The organism is Pseudomonas sp. Pseusp16, assembly GCF_047324915.1.
Classification (GTDB): Bacteria; Pseudomonadota; Gammaproteobacteria; order Pseudomonadales; family Pseudomonadaceae; genus Aquipseudomonas; species Aquipseudomonas fluorescens_CD.
Map to the genome: position 1 here is coordinate 1,430,201 of NZ_CP168522.1, position 22,704 is coordinate 1,452,904.

12 protein-coding genes are annotated in these 22,704 nt (G+C 60.6%); 10 read left to right on the forward strand and 2 right to left on the reverse strand.

Annotated features, from left to right (window positions below):
- Positions 1-68 precede the first annotated feature (68 nt).
- On the reverse strand, positions 69-941 hold the full coding sequence (locus ACEN8Q_RS06240; RefSeq protein WP_413704745.1) for a LysR family transcriptional regulator: 873 nt from the start codon (positions 939-941) through the stop codon (positions 69-71).
- A gap of 193 nt (positions 942-1,134) precedes the next feature.
- Between ACEN8Q_RS06240 and ACEN8Q_RS06245 the strand changes: the two genes are divergently transcribed.
- From ACEN8Q_RS06245 to ACEN8Q_RS06280, 8 genes are all read left to right on the forward strand, one after another.
- Positions 1,135-2,358 carry a cyanate transporter gene (locus tag ACEN8Q_RS06245; RefSeq protein WP_413704746.1) on the forward strand — a complete coding sequence of 408 codons (1,224 nt, stop codon included), beginning with the start codon at positions 1,135-1,137 and terminating at the stop codon, positions 2,356-2,358.
- Positions 2,359-2,537: 179 nt separating this feature from the next.
- Positions 2,538-3,308, forward strand: coding sequence for an ABC transporter substrate-binding protein (locus ACEN8Q_RS06250; RefSeq protein WP_413425886.1), 771 nt, complete (start codon positions 2,538-2,540; stop codon positions 3,306-3,308).
- A 153-nt stretch (positions 3,309-3,461) separates the two neighbouring features.
- Entirely contained in the window at positions 3,462-4,151 is a 690-nt protein-coding gene (locus ACEN8Q_RS06255; protein ID WP_413704747.1) for an ABC transporter permease, read from the forward strand.
- Positions 4,148-4,861 carry an ABC transporter permease gene (locus ACEN8Q_RS06260; RefSeq protein ID WP_413425890.1) on the forward strand — a complete coding sequence of 238 codons (714 nt, stop codon included), beginning with the start codon at positions 4,148-4,150 and terminating at the stop codon, positions 4,859-4,861. Before ACEN8Q_RS06255 ends, ACEN8Q_RS06260 begins: the two co-directional genes overlap by 4 nt.
- A 25-nt stretch (positions 4,862-4,886) precedes the next feature.
- Positions 4,887-5,654 carry an ABC transporter ATP-binding protein gene (locus tag ACEN8Q_RS06265; RefSeq protein WP_413425892.1) on the forward strand — a complete coding sequence of 256 codons (768 nt, stop codon included), beginning with the start codon at positions 4,887-4,889 and terminating at the stop codon, positions 5,652-5,654.
- Positions 5,655-5,732: 78 nt separating this feature from the next.
- Positions 5,733-6,926 (forward strand): amidohydrolase family protein, encoded by a 1,194-nt coding sequence (locus ACEN8Q_RS06270; protein ID WP_413425894.1) that lies wholly within the window; start codon positions 5,733-5,735, stop codon positions 6,924-6,926.
- Positions 6,927-6,966: 40 nt separating this feature from the next.
- On the forward strand, positions 6,967-8,442 hold the full coding sequence (locus tag ACEN8Q_RS06275; protein ID WP_413425896.1) for an amidohydrolase family protein: 1,476 nt from the start codon (positions 6,967-6,969) through the stop codon (positions 8,440-8,442).
- A gap of 383 nt (positions 8,443-8,825) precedes the next feature.
- Positions 8,826-9,518, forward strand: coding sequence for a response regulator (locus tag ACEN8Q_RS06280; protein ID WP_413425898.1), 693 nt, complete (start codon positions 8,826-8,828; stop codon positions 9,516-9,518).
- Between the two features lie 63 nt (positions 9,519-9,581).
- On the opposite strand, the gene ACEN8Q_RS06285 is transcribed toward ACEN8Q_RS06280, so the two are convergent.
- On the reverse strand, positions 9,582-11,078 hold the full coding sequence (locus tag ACEN8Q_RS06285) for a sensor histidine kinase (RefSeq protein WP_413425900.1): 1,497 nt from the start codon (positions 11,076-11,078) through the stop codon (positions 9,582-9,584).
- Positions 11,079-11,150: 72 nt separating this feature from the next.
- On the opposite strand from ACEN8Q_RS06285, the gene ACEN8Q_RS06290 reads away from it, so the two are divergent.
- Positions 11,151-11,573, forward strand: a complete 423-nt coding sequence (locus ACEN8Q_RS06290; RefSeq protein ID WP_413425902.1) for a hypothetical protein — start codon at positions 11,151-11,153, stop codon at positions 11,571-11,573.
- Between the two features lie 298 nt (positions 11,574-11,871).
- Positions 11,872-22,689 carry a peroxidase family protein gene (locus ACEN8Q_RS06295; protein ID WP_413704748.1) on the forward strand — a complete coding sequence of 3,606 codons (10,818 nt, stop codon included), beginning with the start codon at positions 11,872-11,874 and terminating at the stop codon, positions 22,687-22,689.
- The last annotated feature ends 15 nt before the right edge of the window (positions 22,690-22,704 follow it).

Here is a 22,704-nt window from a genome sequence, read left to right on the forward strand (position 1 = left end):
GCTACCAGCACAGTGCAGCCGATCAGCAGAAACTGAACCGGGTGCACTCCAATGTGTTTTTCCGCTTGTCAGCCGACGTGGCCGGTCACCTGAGCGCATAGCCTTGTCAACTGTTCGGCCAGATCGATCACTCGGCGTGGTGCGTCGGGGCGCAGGTGGAGCGCGATTTCCAGTGGCGCCAGTTCGGCGAAGGACTCGGCCACGCCCAACCGTCGGTGGCCGGGCAGTGCAAGTCGCGAGGGGAGCACGCTGACGCCGAGACCATCGGCGACTGCCGAGCGGACGCTCGCGAGGCTCGCACTGCTGTAGCCAATGCGCCAGCGTCGGCCGGCGCTCTCCAGTGCGTGGATCATTTCATCGCGATACAAGCCGCCGACCGGAAACACCACCAGTGGCAGCGGGTCGCGCTCGTATGTTGGTTCCTTGAGGCTGTCGAACCAGGCGAGCGGTTCGGGCCAGGCGGCATGTCCCACAACCTGTCCAGGGCGCTGCTTGATCAGCACCAGGTCGTAGTCGCCGGCACAAAACTGTTGCCATAGCGTGTTGCTCAGCCCACTGCTGATCTCAAGCCTTATCGACGGGTGCGCGCGTGCGAAGGCGCCAAGCGTTGGCGTCAGCAAGTCCGAGGCGAAGTCTTCTGGCACGCCGATGTGCACCTCGCCCTGTGCGTGGCCCTTGCGTAACTCCTCCACTACCTCTTCCATCAGCCCCAGAACCCGGCGCGCATAGCCGAGCAAGCGCTCGCCGTCCTCGGTGGTGACGACGTAGCGCCCGCTGCGGTTGAGCAACTCACAGCCGAGTTGCTCCTCGAGGCGCTTCAACTGTTGGCTGATGGTCGACTGGCTCAAGTGCACGCGTTCACCGGCGCGCGTGAAACTGCCGCTCTCTACCACCGCGACGAAACTCTTGAGCAGCAACGGATCCATCAGCGTCGAAGTCATTACATTCCCCACTAATTGCCATTCGAACATTTAATTTCCGAATGATAGCACCTGCTCTTAATCTTGCAGCACAGCCTCTGACGCGGCCTGTTGACCAGAATCTCCAAGGTAAATGTGATGACAAGTGACGTGACGCTGATGCAAGAGATGCTGCCGAACCGGCATTCGCACCGGCCGCAAAGAAGTGCCCGCCATGACTGACCATGAATCGGCTTGCATCGCTACGAGCGTGTCGCGCACAGGTGAAGTATCACTGACGGCACTGGTGCTCATGGTGCTGCTGGGCTTGAATTTGCGGCCATTCCTGACTTCGGTGGGCCCGGTGCTCGATCTGGTGCGCGCTGATATTGGCCTCGATTTTCGCGCCGCCGCGATGTTGACCACCTTGCCGTTCGTGCTGATGGGCCTGATTGCCTTCATTGGCATCGGTGTCGCACGCCGCTTCGGCGAAAGGCGGGCGCTGGCCGGCGCATTGGTGCTCTTGATGCTCGGGTGCGCGTCACGTGCCGTGGTCAAGGACGGCGCGCAGTTGATTATCGGCGCCGGTATCGCCGGCACCGGTGTAGCGGTGATCCAGGCCTTGATACCGGGTGTCGTCAAACGCTGGTTTCCTGAACGGATAGCGATGGCGATGGGGCTCTACTCGGCGGCATTGGTCGGTGGCGGGGCGCTGGGCTCGCTGGCCAGCACGTGGCTGAATACGTATGGCGGCTGGAGGCTGGGGCTTTCCATGTGGGCGTTGCCAGCGCTTGCCGTGCTCTTGCTTTGGCTGGTGTGCGCGCCACGCACGCCGCCGATAGAAGCTCGCGGACCTGTACCGGCCTTGACCGGCAGCTTTTTCAAGAATCGGCGTGCCTGGCAGTTGGCCGCCTACTTTGGGCTTACCAACAGCGGTTACTCGAGTCTGGTGGCATGGCTGCCTTCCTTCTACCAGCAGCAGAACATGGGCCTGCAGGCCTCGGGCAACTTGCTCGCGTGGCTGGCGATGTTCCAGGCGACGGCGGCGTTCGCCATGCCGATGCTCGCCCGCCGCAGCGCTGACCGGCGCGGAGCCTTATGGCTGACGATCGCGCTGCAGGCCGTAGGCTTCGCCGGTTTCGCGCTTGCCCCCAACGCAGCGCCGTGGTTGTGGGTCGCACTGGCCGGTTTCGGCCTCGGCGGGTTCTTCTCGCTCAGTCTGATTGTCAGCCTCGACCACTTGCCCAATGCACAAGCGGCCGGGACCTTGGCGGCCTTCGTTCAGGGCATCGGTTTCCTGCTCGCATCGAGTGCTCCCTGGTTGATCGGCTGGCTACGCGACTCCGGCGGCAGCTTCATCACCGGTTGGTGGTTGCACATTGGGGTGCTCGCGGCGATGGCGGTGCTGACGATCAAGTTCTCTCCGGCGAGCTACCGACGCAGCATGCAAGCGGTGTGATGAATACTTGTAGGAGCGAGCTCTGCTCGCGATGGTCGTTAACGATTACGCGTGTTTACTGATTAAACGCGGCGCTCTCAAGTACATCGTGAGCGAGCTCGCTCCTACAGGGAGCGGTATTACATACAGGATCAGCCATTTTTTATAACCGCAATACCCATGTGCTTACGGAGAATAATATGAAGAAGTTCGCAGTTTCAGTTGTTCTGGCCTTGGCCGCCAGCGGCGTCTACGCGAAAGACTTGCAAGTCATTCGCTTCGGTGTTGACCCCACTTACGCCCCGTTCGAGTCGAAGGCGCCCGATGGCAGCCTTGTGGGCTTCGATATCGATCTTGGCAACGCGATCTGCGAACAGCTGAAGGTCAAGTGCGTATGGGTCGAGAACTCCTTCGACGGCATCATCCCGGCGCTCAAAGCCAAGAAGTTCGATGGCATTCTTTCCTCCATGAGCGTGACCGAGAAACGTCAGGCGCAGATAGCCTTCTCCGACAAGATCAGTAATGTCCTGCCTCGTCTCATCGCAAAAAAAGGCTCCGTTCTGCTGCCAACGGCCGAATCCCTCCAAGGCAAGCGTGTCGGAATCGAGCAGGGCTCCACGCAGGAAACCTATGCCAGGACTTACTGGGCGCCGAAAGGCGTCACCGTAACGACCTACCAGAACCAGGATCTTGTTTACCAGGACTTGATCGCCGGCCGCCTGGATGCAGCGCTGCAGTCTTCAGTCCAGGCCGACCTGGGTTTTTTGAAAACCGAGAGCGGACGTGATTTCGCTTTTGCCGGCCCGGAATTGCGCGACCCGAAAACGCTCGGTGTGGGAGCGGGAATCGGCTTGCGCAAGGAAGACAATGAACTACGCGAACAGATCAATGGGGCGCTTGCCGAGATTATCAAGGACGGCACTTACCAGAAAATCTCCGATAAATATTTCTCCTTTGATATCTACAACTAATCGATTGCAACGTCAGCCCGCGATGGAATCATTCGGCCTGAATGTATTCGAGTCATTTACGAATCCAAACTTTTGCGGCATTCAAAAACAAGAAAAACACGATTGAACAAGACAGGCAGCATCGGCTGATCTTTCGAGTTCAAGGAGAATGTAATGTCCTTGGCAGACTATGGGCCGCTGATCGCGAGTGGTACCTGGATGACACTGAAGCTGGCCACATTATCGCTGCTGGCCTCGGTACTGATTGGATTGGCGGGCGCCAGTTCCAAGTTGTCGGGTAATCGGTGGCTGCGCAATATCGCCACCCTCTATACCACGATGATACGCAGTGTTCCCGACCTGGTGACCATGCTGTTGCTGTTCTACAGCATTCAGATCCTCCTCAACCAGATCACCGAAGGGCTTGGAATGGATCAGATTGATATTGATCCCTTTCTCGCGGGAGTAGTGACACTTGCGTTTATCTACGGTGCTTATTTTACCGAGACGTTCCGCGGTGCTTTCCAGGCAGTCCCACGCGGTCAGACAGAGGCGGCCATGGCCTATGGCCTCAGTCGATGGCAGGCGTTCTATCGGGTCCTGTTCCCGCAAATGATGCGTTTTGCCTTGCCCGGTATTGCCAACAACTGGCAGGTCATGATCAAGGCAACCGCACTGGTGTCCATCATTGGCCTGTCCGATATCGTCAGGGCCACCCAGGACGCCGGCAAGAGTTCCATGCAGCTGTTTTACTTTACCGTGATCGGTGCACTGATTTATCTCGTCATTACCACGGTCTCAAACGGCGTCTTGATATGGCTCAAGCATCATTACTCCGTCGGTGTTCGGGAGGCTGAACTGTGATCGCGATTATCCAGGAATATTGGCAAGCGTATTTGTGGTCGGACGGCGCCAACTTTTCCGGCCTGGCAATCACCTTGTGGCTGCTGGTGCTGTCGATCGCGATCGGATTCGTGCTGTCGGTGCCGCTGGCCGTGGCTCGGGTTTCAAAAAACAAGTTCGTCCGACTTCCCGTCTGGTTCTACACCTATGTGTTTCGTGGCACGCCGCTCTATATACAACTGTTGATCATCTACACCGGTGTCTACAGCCTGAGCGTGGTGCGCGAGCATGAATTCCTCGACATGTTCTTTCGCGAAGGCTTCAACTGCACGGTGCTGGCGTTCGCGCTCAATACCTGCGCCTACACCACGGAAGTCTTCGCTGGCGCGATCAAGTCGGTGCCGTACGGCGAGGTAGAAGCGGCCCGGGCCTTCGGCATGTCGAAGTTCAACCTGTACCGCCGCATCATCCTGCCCTCGGCGCTGCGTCGCGCACTGCCGTACTACAGCAACGAGGTGATCATGATGCTGCATTCGACCTCGGTGGCGTTCACCGCCACGGTGCCCGACATCCTGAAGGTCGCCCGCGACGTCAACTCGGCCACCTATGCAGCGTTCGAGGCTTTCTTCATCGCCGCACTGTTGTACGCAGTGATTGCGCTGTCACTTGTCTGGCTATTTCGTCGCGGTGAAACCCGCTGGCTGGCCTTCCTGAAACCCCAGGCCGCCTGAAGGCCGCATACGCAGGTTCAAAACCATGTACAAACTGACCGTAGACGATCTGTACAAGAAATATGGCAATCACGAGGTGCTCAAGGGCGTGTCGATCAAGGCCAAGGCAGGCGACGTGATCAGCATCATCGGCTCCTCAGGTTCAGGCAAGAGTACCTTCTTGCGCTGCATCAACTTCCTCGAGCAACCGTGCGCCGGCCGAATCACGGTGAACGCCGAGGAAATCCGCACCGAGAAGGACCGGAACGGCGGGCTGCGCGTGGCCAGCCAGAAGCAGCTGCAAAGCATGCGCACCAAGCTGTCCATGGTGTTCCAGCACTTCAACCTGTGGGCGCACATGTCTGTGCTGGAAAACGTGATCGAGGCGCCGATGCATGCGCTTGGCCTCAGCCGCGATGAGGCGGTGGCTCGCGCACGCAAGTACCTGGCCAAGGTCGGCCTGCCGGCCAGCATGGAGGCAAAGTACCCGTCGCATTTGTCCGGCGGTCAGCAGCAGCGAGTGGCGATCGCCCGGGCCCTGGCGATGGAGCCGCAAGTGATGCTGTTCGACGAGCCGACCTCGGCGCTCGACCCCGAGCTGGTCGGTGAGGTGCTGAAGGTGATGCAGGCCCTGGCCGAAGAGGGCAGGACCATGGTGGTGGTCACGCACGAGATGGCCTTTGCCCGCGAGGTGTCCAACCACGTGATCTTCCTGCACCAGGGCAAAATCGAGGAAGAAGGCAGCCCGGAGCAACTGTTCAGGCACACCAGGAGTGAGCGACTCAAGCAGTTCCTTGCCGGCAACTTGAAGTAGCCCTTTGGGTAACCCCTTAAAGAGTGCCCCGTTGGCCATCTGGCGGCGGGGGCACGCTCAAACCGTGATGAGGTTCAAATGACGTTCTGGTTGCGTAATGTCCGCCCCTATGGCGGCGAAATCGAAGATGTACAGATTGTCGAGGGGCGTATCGGCGATCGTCGGCCAGCCAGTGGCAATCCAGTCGCCGGCCCTGACCTTGACGGACAGGGTCAACTACTCGTTCCGTCACTGGTAGAAAGCCATATCCATCTGGACAAGACCCTGTGGGGACAGCCATGGCGGCCACACAGTGCAGGCCCAAACCTCAAGGCGCGCATAGCGAACGAACGGCAAATCCTGCGCGAGCTCACATCACCCATTGCCGAGCGCGCGGGTGCCCTGCTGGAACAATGCATCGCTCGCGGCTCGCTGTTGTTGCGCTGTCATGTCGACGCCGATCCGGAGTTGGGTATCGAGCATGTGGAGGCCATGCTGGAGCTGCGCGAACGCTACGCCGACCTGGTGGATATCGAGTTCGTCACCTTTCCTCAGGTTGGCCTGGTCAACCGCCCCGGGGTTGAAGCATTGATGCGAGAAGCCCTGGGTCTGGGGGTTGAGGTAGTAGGGGGGCTGGACCCCTGCGGCATAGACAATGATCCGATCGCGCACCTGTCGATCCTGTTCGAGCTCGCAGACAGGTTTGATCGCGGTATCGATATCCACCTGCATGACGGTGGGGAGCTGGGGCTTTGGCAGATTGCTCGCATCATTGATTTCACAGAGCGTTATCAACGGCAGGGGCGAGTCATGATCAGCCATGCCTTTTGCCTGGGCATGAAAGACTGGGCTCAAGTGCTGCCGTTGGCTGAACGCCTGGCTGCCAACAAAATTTCCCTGATGACCACGGCGCCATCTGATATTGCCATCCCGCCCTTTGCCGAGCTGCGCTCAGTGGGGGTAAACGTCTGCCTCGGTTCAGATGGCATTCGCGACGCATGGACTCCAATGGGCAATGGCGACATGCTCGAACGCGCGATGCTGCTCGCGTTGCGCTGCGGCATGCGAACGGACCCTGAAATCTGCGCAGCGTTCGAAGCCGCTGCCGGCAATGGGGCCCAGGCACTGGGGCGAAGTGATCATGGATTGGCGACAGGGCAAACAGCCAACTTGTTACTGTTGCCCGCAGAGACACTGAGTGAAGCCGTTGTCGCTCGGCCGCTGGCGCGGACGGTGATCAGCCGCGGCATCGTCGTGGCGAAAAATGGCAGCCTGCTGCAGAGCCGCCTGTGACCCAAAACACTTTGCCCCCAGCCTCAACCGGATGCCCTGTATGACACATCGTGACGCCCCCCTCAACAAAGCAGACCTGCTGATCGAGCATGGCGTGGTCATCACCGTGGACGACCAACGGCGCGTCATTGAGGACGGCGCAGTGGCCGTGCTCGGCAACCGCATCGTAGCGGTGGGGCGCACGGATGAACTGCGGGCTCGCTTCACTGCTGAAAAAGTCATCGATGCACGCAACAAGGCGGTGCTCCCGGGCTTGATCGACAGCCACGCCCATGCCGGCCACGCGATGCTGAAAACCATCGGCGGCGGGGAGGGCGATGCCTGGATGAAGGCTTGCGAGACCATTTACACCTCGGCCTCCGGAGTCGGGTTCTGGGAGGTCGACGCCAGGTTGTCAGCGCTGGAACGGCTGAAATGCGGCACCACCACCGGCGTGTCGCTACTGGGCGGAGGCGATTCGATCATGCGGGTCGACGACCCGGTCTACGCGCAACGCCACGCCCAGGCCATTGCCGAAATCGGTACCCGCTCGGTGGTAGCCGTCGGGCCGTCGCGGCCGCCAGCGCCGCGCACCTACCTGGACTGGTCGACCGAATCGCCCACTCGGCGCGAAGTCAATTTCGAGACCATGTTCGAGGTCTGCGAAGAAATCGCCAGGAGCTGCGACGGTATGGGTGATGGCCGGGTACGCATTGCCATTACGCTGCCGGTGTACGCGCCACAATACGAGCCCGGCCATCGGGAGTTGGCACCTCTGTTCCGCCAGCAAGCACAGGATTACCTGGCCCTGGCCCACCGCCATGGTCTTACGTTCACCCAGGATGGCCACCGCGCCGGTACGCTGGCGCTGGCCCACCGCGAACTGGGCCTGCTCGGCCCGACATCCTTCATGTCGCACTGCATTGACCTGACAGAGGAAGACATCGCCCTGTGCCGCGAGACACAGACCAGAATCGTGCACAACCCGAGCGCCATCATGTCGATCCTGGGCCGCTGCCCGGTGCCGGAACTGATCGAGGCCAATGTAACCGTCGCCCTCGGCTCCGACGGCGCCGCCCCGGACCGTGGTTACGACATGTTCCGCCACATGTTCCAGTGCATGCACTACCACCGCCGCCATTTCCGCGACCCGGACATCCTGCCCCAGGGCAAGGTGCTGGAAATGGTCACTATCGATGCCGCCAAAGCACTGTCGATGGAACATGAGATCGGCTCGCTGGAAGTCGGCAAGAAAGCCGACATCATTCTGATCGACCTGTTCAAACCGCACCTGATGCCGATGAACATGCCGGTCCACCGTGTCACTTGCTTCGCCAACGGCGCTGACGTGTGTACCACTATCGTCGATGGCAGGATCCTGATGGAAGACTACGTCGTACGCGCCGTCGACGAGGCTGCTGTGCTGGTCGCGGTGCAAGAGGAGTCGGAACGCATGCTGGATCGTAGTGGCTTGCGCCATCTGACAGACGAATCGAATAACCTCTGGCGGATGGCTCGGTATCATGCGGCAGGTTGAGTAACGCGGCTGCAAATGCCGGCACAGCCTCAGGGCAATCAACCCCTGCCAAAAGCGGTCAATGAAACAGGGGCGCTTCTACCTCCAAAAATGGGGCATTTCACCCACCCAACCGGGCGTTTACCACCTGATTTGAGGAATATTCCCCGCCTCACCCATTCTCTCGCTCGAAACACCCGGAAACATCCTGTTAATTGATTTGAGCTTTTTCTTCGCTCGATTGAAATGGCTCATTAGTTGCAGCCCCCAGTTACCCGCAACAACTTTCGTCCCGCACATCATGGAGACAACGGGGCTTGCCAGGTTCGGCATGACGCGAGGGGTGAAAAATGAAAAACGCGACACCACCAAGCAGCTCCGTCGCTTCAAATGAGGAGCTTCTTATGAGTTCCATGATCAGGATTGGCATCGTTGATGATCACCCGCTGTTAAGGGATGGGGTCACGATGGCGCTGAAGAAAATAGCTGATTTTCAGGTAGTCGAGCAGGGTGGGTCTGCCGACGATGCCCTGGAAATTGCCGCCCGTTTTGCTCCGAATGTGTTGCTGATGGATGTAAATATGCCGGGCGACAGCTTTGCTGCCGTGCGAGCGATCTCGGCTTCTTCGCCGGCAGTCAAGGTTTTGATGCTGACGGTATCCGAGTCCATCGAGGACGCCTATTCCGCCCTCGAAGCGGGCGCGCAGGGATATGCGTTGAAAGGCATAAGCGGTCGTGAGCTTGTACAGATCATCAGAAACGTTGCCGCTGGTGAAACCTTCATTACACCCAGGCTTGCCAGCAAGCTGTTGAGCAATTTCAGAAAGCACGCGGATGACAAGCAAAAGGTCGAGCTGACCCATCGCGAAGAACAGGTTATCCGGGAAGTATCGAAGGGCCTGACCAACCGCGAGGTTGCCATCAAGCTCGAGCTCTGCGAGAAGACCATCAAGCACTACATGACGAATGTCATGTACAAGCTGCGCGTTCGCAACCGGACGCAGGCAGTCGCAGCAGTGAGACGGCATTGGGAGAGTGACCATATACCTGGCTTGTGTGGGGCTCTTCAACGCCGCGACTTGAATGACAATGGTTAGCCGGATAACGAGTCATAAGCGCTTGCGGTGACTTGAATGCAACGATCATGTTGGCACGGGTGATCAGATTCTGAACTGCGCCCTGACTTTGGTTCCGGCATGGGGCGCCGATTCAATGGTGAATATTCCGCCGAGGGATTCGACGCGATAGCGCATGCCGACAAGGCCCAGATGAGTTCTGCCTCGCCCCGGCACACTCGGTTTCTCGGTTGGAATACCCACTCCCGCATCCTCGACTTGCACTTGCAGCAGGCCTTCAGAGTGCGAGGCGCTGAGCTTTTGGCCTTTTCCTCCGGCGTGGATATAGGCATTGTTCAATGCTTCCTGGGCGAACCGGTAAATACAGATTTTATGCGCTATCGGTACATCGTCCGGAAGCGTATCAAGCTGCAGATCGACTCGTGTCTCGGTTCGCTCTTCGTGCCGCTGAACAAGCAATACCAGCGCATCGTGCAGGGTCAGGTCATTGACTTCGGGAACCGCCAGGCCAAGTGATATTTCCCGCACTTCGTTTAAAGCATCCTCGCCGGCACGTCTGATCATTTCGAGGGCTTCCCCATCCGAGGTGCCTGCCGAATCTTCGAGCTCTTCAAGGCGAAGGAGAATAAGTGACAACAGCTGGGCAGGACCGTCATGAAGATCGGCCCCGATCCGGCGAAGGGTGAGTTCATTGATTCTGGAGAATTCGCGATTGGCTGTAGTGACCTTGTGCTGAAGGGCGGCATTATTGGAGTGCAACCTGGCTTGCTCTTCCATTCGCCATTCAAGTGCTGTTTCCTGCAGCTTTATTATCTTGTCGCCACGCCGAACGATAAAAAACAAAAGCAAAATCATCGCCATCGTTGCTGTACCAACAACCGCCCATACTTTTTTGCGAACGTTATTGATTTCGCGCTGTAACGCTTGCGCGGTTTCGTAGAACTCACCAACCGCAATAATCTTTCCAGTACCCGCTTCGCGCAGTGGAGCAAAAATTTCATAGAACGGAATATTCAGGCTTCGCTCAAAAGCGTCCTCGGTATCATCATCAAGATCATCGTTCAGTTCTGTATAGATCTTGCCCGCCAGCGCCTGTGAGATCTCCTCTGTCGGAAAATTTTTATTGAACGTGGATTTGTCGGTGCTGTAGACAATCGTGCCGTCCGGGAGCCAGATCTTCACCGAGACAACATGTGTACTGAACGAGGTGCTGGACAGCAGGTTATCAATGGTCTGGATAGTTCCATCGGGGAGTTCCCTGGCAGTGGTCAGACCCTGGACGAAAGGTTCGAGAAAGTTCTCCATATACCGCGCCCCGGTCTCTGCCGCAGTTTGAACCGTTGCATCTTCGATACTCTGGCTTACGAGGTTTCCAACGAACGTCATGGTCAAACCCAGAATTACTGTGGCGCAGATCACGAACTGGGTTGAGCGGCTTAAATGGCGCAGTTTCGCAAGGGGGCCCTGTCTCCCGGGCACTCCACCACTGGACGTTTGGCCGACGTCTGATTCGACCAAGGTCTGATCCGATTCACTGACCAAGGTCTCAGAATTTGATTGGCCTTTCGTCTCTGTACACATCCGGGTAGCACCTCAATACTCATTTTCAATGGAGTGTAAAGCTGGCGGTAGAGGATGAAGGCGGGAGGCGCGATGAATAGTTTAAAAAGATTCTCGACCACTCTGGATAATCGCTATTTCCGGCAACAACAGCCGGGGGTCATTACCAATAGCGTGGTCGTCCATTCGCGCCTTGTACTGTCACCTTATGGCCATACAGACCAGGATGGAAACGTCAGCACGCTTGGTACTCAAGTCAAACCCGGTTCACCACCAGGCGTGTGGGAGCAGTCTCCAATACATACTAGTCAATTCGTGGTCGATGCCAGTTTTCTCCTGGATAAAAGGCTTGTTGACGAAGCCGCATGGACGCAGAACCGTGCCATCACCCCTCAGGAAGTCCCGGACTATGGCGATCTTCGCCAGCATTTTCCGGCCAATGACTCCGGTCGCTGGATGTGTGGCATCTGTGACAAGCCCACTATGCCTGAGAGAGCTCCATGGACAAATGCATAGAGCCCCGATACGTGACGGGGCGTTTAGCAAGTTGCACCTTCTATTCAACCTGCGTTCACGGGCCGTCGCCTCCTTGAGGCGCAATACCAGCCTGTAGGTACGGTTACCACGGGGAATTGACCCTTAGTTGAGCACTGCTGATTGCACGCCATTCAGCAAGGGCTCGGTGCGCCCGTACGACCAGGTCCCGTCGTTCAATTTTCGATTTTCATTTATGGGGTCCAACACTAAACCATGCGCTTGCAGCCGTGTTTCATGCGTGTGGTTTCCTGATTAGTCGAGCATCGAGGAATCAACCATGGCCAGCTTCATCAAGTCCGATCTCGAGTTCATTCTCGAACAAATTTTCATCGCCGAACGGCATGCGGCAGGCGTGAGTCTGGCTGACATGCTGCCGAACGTAGAAGTACCTTTCGGCCTGCGCACCGTCTCCGGCATCTACAACAATCTGGCCAATCCCCAGTTCGGTGCCGCCGACAACATCTTCCCGCGCATGACGCCGCCGGTGTTCAATACCGCGCAGGTACAGCCGGCCGGCTTCTTCGGCCCCACCGATCCTGGCGGAACCACGCCGACTTCCTACCAGCAGACCAGCGGTTTCGTCTTTGACTCGCAGCCGCGCATCATCAGCAACCTGATCGTCGACCAGACCGCCAACAACCCGGCGGCGGTCGCGGCCGCAGCGTTCAATCCGGATTCACAGACTGTCACCAGCCCCGGTCTGGACGGGCTGTTCGGCACCGCCGACGACGTTTCCGTCTTCAAGATCCCCAATATCACGCCGGACGCGGGCCTGACCGTGCCCTTCAACGCCTGGATGACCTTCTTCGGCCAGTTCTTCGACCATGGCCTGGACCTGGTCACCAAGGGTGGCAGCGGCACAGTGTTCATTCCGCTGCAGCCCGACGATCCACTGTTCGTGCCTGGTAGCCCGACCAACTTCATGGTGTTGACCCGGGCCACCAATCTGCCCGGTCCCGATGGCATCCTCGGCACGGCCGACGACATCCACGAACAGCAAAACACCACCTCGCCGTTTGTCGACCAGAACCAGACCTACAGCTCGCATCCCTCGCACCAGGTATTCCTGCGCGCCTATGAGATCAACGCCGCCGGCGATCCGGTCGCCACCGGCAAGCTGATCACCAATCGTGACCTGGGTGCCGATGGTGTGTTCGGCACGGCCGACGATGTCGAAACCGGTGGCATGGCCACCTGGAAGGTGGTCAAGGCCCAGGCCCATGATCTGCTCGGCATCAACCTGACCGATGCCGATGTGTTCAATCTGCCGCTGCTGGCGACCGACGCCTATGGCAACTTCATCAAGGGGCCCAACGGTCTTCCGCAAGTGGTGATGTTGGGCGCGGATGGCATTGCCGGCACCGCCGACGACATACTCGTCGAGGGTAACCGCGCCGCTCCCATCGACCTGACGAACGCCGTGCGCACCGGCCACCAGTTCCTCATCGACATTGCGCACAGCGCCGATCCGACTGGCGGCCTGACGCCCGACGCGGACAACGTCATTGGCGGCCCGCAAGCGCCCGGCACCTATGACAACGAGTTGCTGGATGCGCACTACATCGCCGGCGATGGCCGCGTCAACGAGAACATCGGCCTGACCACCGTTCACTCCGTTTTCCACCACGAACACAACCGGCTGGTTGATCAGACCAAGCAGACAGTGCTGGCTTCCGCCGACCTCGATTTCCTGAACAAGTGGCTGATGCCCGATGCCCAACTGACAGCGTTGCCAGTGACGCCGGCCGACATCGCGGCCCTGCACTGGAACGGCGAGCGGTTGTTCCAGGCCGCCAAGTTCGGCACCGAGATGCAATACCAGCACCTGGTGTTCGAGGAGTTCGCGCGCACCATCCAGCCGCAAGTGGACGTCTTCCTGGCACCCATGGGTAACGACACCACGATCGACCCGTCGATCGTCGCCGAGTTCGCGCACACGGTCTTTCGCTTCGGTCACTCGATGCTGGTGGAGACGGTCGATCGTTTCGATGCCAACTTCAACGTCGTCGGCGACGGAAATCCGACTGACCCGGGCAATCAACAGACCGGCCTGATCGCGGCCTTCCTCAACCCGCTGGCATTTGCTGCGAGCGGCCCGACCGCTGAGCAGGCGACAGGCGCCATCGTACGCGGCCTGACCCGCCAGGTCGGCAACGAGATCGACGAGTTCGTGACCGACGCGGTGCGCAACAACCTGGTCGGTCTGCCCCTGGACCTGGCCGCCCTCAACCTGGCGCGCGGCCGCGACACCGGCATCCCGTCGCTGAACGCGGCGCGGCGCGAGTTCTACCACATGACCGGCGACAGCCAGTTGACCCCCTACACCAGCTGGGCCGATTTCGTGCAGCACATGAAACACCCGGAATCGCTGATCAATTTCATCGCCGCCTACGGTACGCATTCAACCATCACTGGCGCTACGACGCTGGCGGCCAAGCGCGCCGCGGCTGCGGATCTCGTGCTCGGTAGCGCCACGGCACCGGCTGATCGCCTGGACTTCCTGCACAGTACCGGCGCCTGGGCCAGCACCGCCGGTGCGGACGGCATTCTGCACACTGCAGACGACGTGACCACCACCGGCCTGGACAACGTCGACTACTGGATCGGCGGCCTGGCTGAGGAGAAGATGCCCTTTGGCGGCCTGCTGGGTTCGTCCTTCAACTTCGTCTTCGAAACCCAGTTGGAAAACCTGCAGAACGGTGACCGCTTCTACTATCTGGCCCGCACCGCGGGACTCAACTTCGGCACTGAGCTTGAGAACAATTCGTTCGCCAACCTGGTGATGCTCAACAGCGACGCAACACACCTGCCGGCCAACATATTCCAGACGCCGGCCTTCATCCTCGAGACCGACCCGTTGCACCAGTTCAACCAGAGCGTGGTGGCCGGGCCGGACGGCATCGTCGGCACGGCCGACGATCTGCCTGCCAACGCCGATCCCTTCGGCCCGTCGGACCACCCGATAGGCTCACCTCGGATTGACCATTTCACGCCACTGGTGATCCGCGACAATCCCGACACAGTGGGCCCGGATACCAACTACCTGCACTACACCGGTGGTGATACGGTCGTGCTCGGCGGCACGGCCGGCAACGATATCCTCATTGCCGGCGACTCGGACGACGACACCGTCTATGGCGACGCCGGCAACGACCGGCTCGACGGCGGCTACGGCAACGACAACCTCTTTGGCGGCGCCGGTGACGACATCATCACTGACATCGGCGGCGCCGACGTCATCCACGGCGACGACGGCAACGACGTCATCCAGGCCGGCAACTCGATCCTCGCCGGCAACAATCTGGTCCTCGGCGGTGCGGGTAAAGACTTCATCATCACCACCGAAGACATCACGATGACCTTCGGCGGCGCGGGCGACGATTTCATCCTCGGCGCCAAGGTCAACCTGGCGCCCACCGGCAACGAAGGCGATGACTGGATCGAGGGCGGCACCCAGGACGGTGCACCCGGCGATAACATGAGCCCGACATTGACCGACGATGTGCCCGGTAACGACATCTTCATCGGAAAGGGTGGATTCGATGAAATGATCGGCGAGGGCGGCGATGACGTCTTTGTCGCCAGCGACGCGCAAGACAAGATGGACGGCATGTCCGGGTACGACTGGACCACCTACAAGAATGACCTGTACGGCGTGACCGTCGACATGGTCGTTCCCTTCTTCAGTCCCTATCACCCGGTGCCCGATGCCGCGGGCAATATCGTGGGTGCATTCGCGCAATCGCCCGATGCGGTCTATGACCGGTTCGCGGAAGTGGAGGGCCTGTCGGGGTCGGCCTTCTCCGACTTCCTGCGCGGCGACGAACAGAACGCAGCCATCATCGCCAACATCACGGCCAGGGGCAGCATCCTCACCAACTTCGATCTCGTCAGTGGCCTGCGGGCCTTCGTCGGCAGCGCCGGTTTCGGTGCCGACGGTATCGGCGGGACGGCTGATGATCAGTTCGGCGCGGGCAACATCATCCTCGGCGGCGATGGCAGCGACATCATCGAAGGCCGTGGCGGCAGTGACCTCATCGACGGCGACAGTTGGCTCAACGTGCGCATCAGCGTGCGGCAGAACATCGATGGCACCGGGCCGGAAATCGCCAGCTTCGACAGCATGACGCAGATGATCCCGCTTATGCTGAACGGCACCTTCAATCCTGGCCAGCTCGTCGCCGTGCGTGAGATCCTGCCCGGTACATCCACAGGCGGGGCTGCGTTCGACACGGTTAACTTCCTGGGCCCTCTGGCGAACTACACGATCGCCGTCAACGGCATCGTCGTTGATCCCGCCGCTCCCCTCAATATCGTCGGCACCGACGTCGTCACCGTGACCGACAATGTCGGCAAGGAAGAAACCGACCGTCTCACCAACATCGAGCGGCTGCAGTTCTCCGATCAGGCAGTGGTCCTCGTGCAGGGGGTCAACGCCGAGCCTGTGGGGGCGCTGACGGTGAGCAACACCGCGCCGACCGTAGGCCAGACGCTGACCGTGTCGGCGGCAGGCATCACCGATGGCGACAACGCGGGCGGGGCGATCAACAATGCCATCAGTTACATCTGGCAGTTTGAAGCGGCGCCGGGCTCGGGCGTCTTCGAGGACATCATCCTCGGTCCAGGCCGCATCGGTATCGGATTTACCAGAGCGGACCAGCCCACTTTCACGGTGACGCCGGATCTTGCCGGCCTGGCAATCCGCGTCAAAGCCTTCTATGCGGACGATCATGGTGTGACCGAGCAGGTATTCTCGGCACCCACTACCGCAGTAGTGGCTGCGGCGCCGGCCCCGGTAGTGGCGCCTTCGCTGATCGATCCGCAGACCACTGCCCCCAGCAACGGTGTGCGTTACACGCAATCGGACCTGGCGTTCATCCTTGACCAGATCAAGATAGCGGAACACAACGCGGCCGGTGAGAACCTCAGCTCGCTGCTCGACAACGTACGGATGCCGTTCGGTTTACGCACGGTCGAAGGGACGGACAACAACCTGCTCCATCCCGAGTTCGGTGCCGCCGATAATGCATTCCCGCGCCTGACCACGCCGAACTTCCGCCCGGCCGATGCCGGCACGAGTTACACCCAGACCAGCGGTCTGGTGATCGACTCGCAGCCGCGCACCATCAGCAACCTGATCGTCGACCAGACCGCGCACAACCCGGCGGCGGTCGCGGCCACCTTTGATCCCGGTGTGGATGGCATCCTCGGCACGCCTGACGATGTCCTCAAGGCCGGTGCTCAGGTGGTTACCGGAACCCGTACGGACGGCACGACGTTCCAGACCTTCTTCGACCCGAACGTGAGCCCCGACGCGGGCCTGACCGCGCCCTTCAACCAATGGATGACCTTCTTCGGCCAGTTTTTCGACCATGGCCTGGACCTCGTCACCAAGGGCGGCTCGGGCACCGTGTTCATTCCGCTGCAGCCGGATGACCCGCTGTTCGTGCCAGGTAGCCCGACCAACTTCATGGTGCTGACGCGCGCCACCAATCTGCCCGGCCCCGATGGCGTTCTGGGCACGGCCGACGACATCCACGAGAACACCAACACCACCTCGCCGTTTGTCGACCAGAACCAGACCTACAGCTCGCATCCCTCGCACCAGGTGTTCCTGCGTGCCTACGAGCTCAACGCAGCTGGTGATCCGGTGGCCACCGGCAAGTTGATCGAAAATCGTGATCTGGGCGCCGATGGCGTGTTCGGTACGGCCGATGACGTCGGGATCGGTGGCATGGCCACCTGGAAGGTGGTCAAGGCGCAAGCCCATGATCTGCTCGGCATCAATCTCACGGATGCCGATTTCAACAACGTGCCATTGCTGGCGACCGACGCCTACGGCAATTTCATCAAGGGTCCGAACGGTTTTCCACAGGTAGTGATGTTGGGCCCGGACGGCATCGCCGGTACGGCCGACGATGTGCTCGTTGAAGGCAATCCGGCGGCGCCCATCAGCCTGGTCAATGCCGCGCGCACCGGCCATGCCTTCCTCAACGACATCGCGCACACCGCCGTTCCGGTGGACGACCAGACCGGCGCAGCACTGCTGCCCGATGCGGACAATATCGTTGGCGGTACACCTGCGCCTGGCTTCTACGACAACGAACTGCTGGACGCGCACTACATTGCCGGCGATGGCCGGGTCAACGAGAACATCGGCCTGACCACCGTCCATTCCATCTTCCACCATGAACACAACCGCTTGGTCGATCACACCAAGGACGTGGTCCTGGCGACAGCCGCAAGCGGCGATGTATCGTTCCTGAACGAATGGCTGCTGACGCCTGTCACTGCCGTTCCCGCCGACACCTCGACCCTCGACTGGAACGGCGAGCGCCTGTTCCAGACCGCGAAGTTCGGCACCGAGATGCAGTACCAGCACCTGGTGTTCGAGGAGTTCGCGCGTACGATCCAGCCGATGGTCGATCCGTTCTTCGCCCCGGGGCAGGTGTACGACACGGCGATCGATCCAAGCATCGTTGCCGAGTTCGCGCACACCGTCTATCGCTTCGGGCACTCGATGCTGCTGGAGCAGGTCGACAGGCTTGATCCGAACTTCGCCTCGAGCGACATCGGGCTGATTCAGGCCTTCCTCAACCCACTGGAGTTCGCAGGCAGCGGTCCCACTCCGGAACAGGCGGCCGGTGCCATCGTGCGCGGCGTGACCCGTCAGGTGGGCAACGAGATCGACGAGTTCGTCACCGAAGCCCTGCGCAACAACCTGCTGGGTCTGCCGCTCGATCTGCCCGCCATCAACCTGGCGCGCGGTCGCGATACCGGCATTCCGTCCCTGAACGCGGCGCGGCGGGAGTTCTATCTGCCCACTGGCGACGCAGAGCTCAAGCCCTACACGAGCTGGGCCGATTTCGTGCAGCACATGAAGCATCCGGAATCGCTGATCAACTTCATCGCCGCCTACGGCACGCACCCGACCATCACCGCCGCCACCACGCTGGCGGACAAGCGTGCCGCGGCTGCGGACCTGGTGTTGGGCGGCGCGACCGCACCGGCCGATCGTGTCGACTTCCTCAACAGCACCGGCGCCTGGACCAGCACCGCTGGTGCGGACGGTGTTTTGCACACGGCAGACGATGTGACCATCACCGGCCTGGATAACGTCGATTTCTGGGTTGGCGGGCTGGCCGAGGAGAAGATGCCCTTTGGCGGCATGCTCGGCTCGACCTTCAACTTCGTCTTCGAGAACCAGATGGAGAAACTCCAGGACGGTGACCGCTTCTACTATCTGGAGCGCACCGCCTCGATGGACTTTGGCGCCGAGCTTGAGAACAACACGTTCTCCGCGCTGGTCATGGCCAATACCGACGCAACACACCTCCCGGGCAGGGTTTTCCTGACGCCGGCCTACACTCTGGAGGTCAACCAGGCGAACCAGTACAACCCGAGTGTGATTGCCGGGCCGGATGGCATACTGGTCGACAATCCATTGACGCCAGTCAATGAGGCCGCCGACAACCTGCCGGCCAATGCCGATCCGTTTGGCCCGTCGAACCACCCGATTGGCTCACCACGCAGTGACTTCCTCACGCCACTGGTGATCCGCGACAATCCTGCCACACCTGGCCCGGATACCAACTACCTGCACTACACCGGCGCCGATACGGTCGTGCTGGGCGGTACGCCCGGCAATGACATCCTCATTGCAGGCGACTCGGACGACGACACGGTCTATGGCGATGCCGGTAACGACCGGATCGATGGCGGCTACGGCAACGACCAACTCTTCGGCGGTACCGGTGACGACATCATCACCGACATCGGCGGCGACGACGTCATCCACGGCGAGGACGGCAACGACGTCATCCAGGGCGGCAACGGCCTCAACCTGATCCTCGGCCAGGCCGGTCAGGACTTCATCGTCACCGGCGAGGACGCGGCCGATACCAGCGGCGGCCTGGGCAACGACTTCATCCTCGGCAGCAAGGCGAACGAATTCGCGCGCGGCGGCGAAGGTGACGACTGGATCCAGGGCGGATCCGCCGATGGTGTTGCCGGCGACAACTTCGACGCATTCGGCAACGATCCGATCAATGGCAACGATGTGTTCATGGGCGATGGCGGACCGGACAACTTCGACGGGGAGGGCGGTGATGACATCATGATCGGCAGCCCCAGCGAGGCGGACCGTTTCATCGGCTTCTCCGGTTACGACTGGGCGACCTACAAGGACGACCCGGCCGGCGTGACCATCGGCCTCAACTCCAGGCTGCGCTTCTTCGATCAACCGGCGGTACCCGGTTCCACCGCGTCGATCCTTGCCCGGCTGGACCTGGTGGAAGGGCTGTCGGGATCGTCACACGCCGATTTCCTCAGCGGCGACGATTCCACCGCGGCATTGCTCGCTGTGGCAGGCGCCAAGGGCAGCGTGCTCACCAACTTCGACCTCATCAGCGGTCTGCGGGCGTTCGTCGGCGCTGCCGGCAACGGGGTGGATGGCATCGCCGGTACGGCCGACGATAAGTTCGACGCGGGCAACATCGTCCTGGGCGGCGCTGGCAGCGATGTCATCGAAGGCCGTGGCGGCGATGACCTCATCGACGGCGACAAGTGGCTCAACGTACGCATCAGCGTGCGGCAGAACATCGATGGCACCGGCCCGGAAATCGCCACCTTCGACAGCATGACGCCGCTGGTCCCGCTGATGTTGAACGGCACCTATAACCCCGGCCAGCTCCAGATCGTCCGCGAAATCCTGACGGCGACCGGTCCCGACTTCGACACGGCGTTGTTCTCCGGCAATCTGGCGGATTACACCGTGGTCAATAACGCCAACGGCACCTTTACGGTCACCGACAGCGTCGCTGGCAGGGACGGGACTGACACCCTCAGCAATATCGAGCGGTTGCAGTTCGCCGATCAGTCGGTTGTTCTCGGCGGTGTGAACTCGGAGCCAGTCGGTTCGCTGAGGATCGATGATCCCACGCCCTCCGTCGGCCAGACGCTGACCGTCTCGGCGGCCGATATCACCGATGCCGACAACACCGCGACTGGCGGCGCGATCACCAGCCCCATCAGTTACTTCTGGCAGTTCGAAGCACGCCCGGGCTCGGGAGTCTTCGAAGACATCACCTTCTTTGCCGCCGGTGAGGTCGCGCGTGCGGAGGGTACGACTGTCACAGTGGGCACGGAACTCAGAGTCGCACCACCGGCGACCCTTATTGGCGCCGTCCCGGCTGTTCCGCAACTTGTCGTGGCAACCGGACTGGCTCTGCGCGTCAGGGCGGTCTACCAGGACGCCAATGGCGTGCTGGAGGAGGTATTCTCGGCGCCGACCGCACCGATCGCGCCGGCCGGTACCGGCACCGTCAATGTCCTGCCGGTCGGAACGGTGCTGATCAGCGATACGACTCCGACGCCAGGCTCGGCCTTGACCGCCACGGATGCGTTCACCGACGCCAACGGAACCACGACCTCGGTGATTAACCATCAGTGGCAGGCGGGGAGCGGTGCGATCTTTACCGACATCGCCGGTGCTACGGGTACGACCTTCACGCCCGACACGACGCTGTCCGGTCAACAACTGCGGGTCGTCGCGAGTTATACCGATGACCTCGGCACACTTGAGCGAGTCACCTCTGCGGCAACGATAGTGGTCGGTGATGTGTTTGTCGGTACCGCCGGTGCCGACATATGGACCGGCACCGCAGGCGACGATGTGGCCAGCGGAGGTGTTGGCAACGACCTCCTGAACGGCTTGGGCGGCAACGACATCCTCAATGGTGACGCGGGCAATGATGTGCTCATCGGGGGTACAGGTGCCGATACCATGGCTGGCGGTCTTGGCGACGACATCTACGAAGTCACCGACACTGGGGATGTGGTGACCGAGCTCGCCGGTGCTGGCAATGACTCGGTCTGGACCTCGCTCGCGAGCTACACCCTGGGGGCCAACGTCGAGAATCTGTATTTCGGCGGCAGCGGCCACTTTGCGGGCACCGGCAACGCGCTCGACAACACGCTCGTGGGTGGTGCGGGTAACGATGTCCTCATCGGTGGCGCAGGTGCCGACACGATGGCCGGCGGTGTCGGCAGCGACATCTACGAAGTCACCGACCTTGGGGACGTGGTGAACGAGCTCGCCGATGCCGGCAACGACTCGGTGTGGACCTCGCTGGCGAGCTACACCCTGGGTGCCAACGTCGAAAATCTGTATTTCGGCGGCAGCGGCAACTTTGCGGGCACCGGCAACGCGCTCAACAACACGATCGTGGGCGGTGCGGGTAACGACGTCCTCATCGGCAGTGGAGGTAACGACGTCATCATCGGTGGCGCAGGTGCCGACACGATGGCCGGCGGTGTCGACAACGATGTCTACGAAGTCACCGACCTTGGGGACGTGGTGACGGAGCTCGCCGATGGCGGCAGCGACGCGGTCTGGACCTCGCTCGCCAGCTACACCCTGGGTGCCAGCGTCGAGAATCTGTATTTCGGCGGCAGCGGCAACTTTGCGGGCAGCGGCAACGAGCTCAACAACACGATAATGGGCGGTACGGGTAACGACGTCCTCAGTGGTGACGCAGGTAACGATGTCATCATCGGTCACGCAGGTGCCGATACGATGGCCGGCGGTGTCGGCAGCGATATCTACGAAGTCACCGACCCTGGGGACGTGGTGAACGAGCTTGCCGGTGCCGGCAACGACTCGGTGTGGACCTCGCTCGCGAGCTACACCCTGGGTGCCGATGTCGAGAATCTGTTTTTCGGCGGCAGCGGCAATTTCGTGGGCTCCGGCAATGCGTTCTCCAACATGCTCGTGGGTGGTGCGGGTAACGACATTCTCATCGGCGGTGGCGGTAACGACCTGATGAGTGGCGGCGTCGCCGGCAACGATATTTTCGAGTTTGCTGCCGCGGGTTTCGGCAACGATACGATCCTGAACTTCGGCGCCAATGCGGCCGCAGGGCAGGACTTGCTCAATATCGCGGCACTGGGGATCACCAGCGCGACGTTCGCTGCCAACGTGACCATAACGGCTAACGGGGCGGACACGGTGGTCGGGATCGGGGCGGACACGATTCATCTTGTTGGTGTCAGCAGTACGACCGTTGATCAGACGGACTTCATTCTGGCCACTTGAGGTCCTGGTCAGTAC

What these genes read in the sequence shown, in the direction of transcription:
- ACEN8Q_RS06250 (WP_413425886.1), top strand. Translation starts at nt 2,538, where the DNA reads ATGAAGAAGTTCGCAGTTTCAGTTGTTCTGGCCTTGGCCGCCAGCGGC.
- ACEN8Q_RS06265 (WP_413425892.1), top strand. Translation starts at nt 4,887, where the DNA reads ATGTACAAACTGACCGTAGACGATCTGTACAAGAAATATGGCAATCAC.
- ACEN8Q_RS06255 (WP_413704747.1), top strand. Translation starts at nt 3,462, where the DNA reads ATGTCCTTGGCAGACTATGGGCCGCTGATCGCGAGTGGTACCTGGATG.
- ACEN8Q_RS06295 (WP_413704748.1), top strand. Translation starts at nt 11,872, where the DNA reads ATGGCCAGCTTCATCAAGTCCGATCTCGAGTTCATTCTCGAACAAATT.
- ACEN8Q_RS06270 (WP_413425894.1), top strand. Translation starts at nt 5,733, where the DNA reads ATGACGTTCTGGTTGCGTAATGTCCGCCCCTATGGCGGCGAAATCGAA.
- ACEN8Q_RS06290 (WP_413425902.1), top strand. Translation starts at nt 11,151, where the DNA reads ATGAATAGTTTAAAAAGATTCTCGACCACTCTGGATAATCGCTATTTC.
- ACEN8Q_RS06275 (WP_413425896.1), top strand. Translation starts at nt 6,967, where the DNA reads ATGACACATCGTGACGCCCCCCTCAACAAAGCAGACCTGCTGATCGAG.
- ACEN8Q_RS06280 (WP_413425898.1), top strand. Translation starts at nt 8,826, where the DNA reads ATGAGTTCCATGATCAGGATTGGCATCGTTGATGATCACCCGCTGTTA.
- ACEN8Q_RS06285 (WP_413425900.1), bottom strand. Translation starts at nt 11,078, where the DNA reads ATGTGTACAGAGACGAAAGGCCAATCAAATTCTGAGACCTTGGTCAGT.
- ACEN8Q_RS06240 (WP_413704745.1), bottom strand. Translation starts at nt 941, where the DNA reads ATGACTTCGACGCTGATGGATCCGTTGCTGCTCAAGAGTTTCGTCGCG.
- ACEN8Q_RS06245 (WP_413704746.1), top strand. Translation starts at nt 1,135, where the DNA reads ATGACTGACCATGAATCGGCTTGCATCGCTACGAGCGTGTCGCGCACA.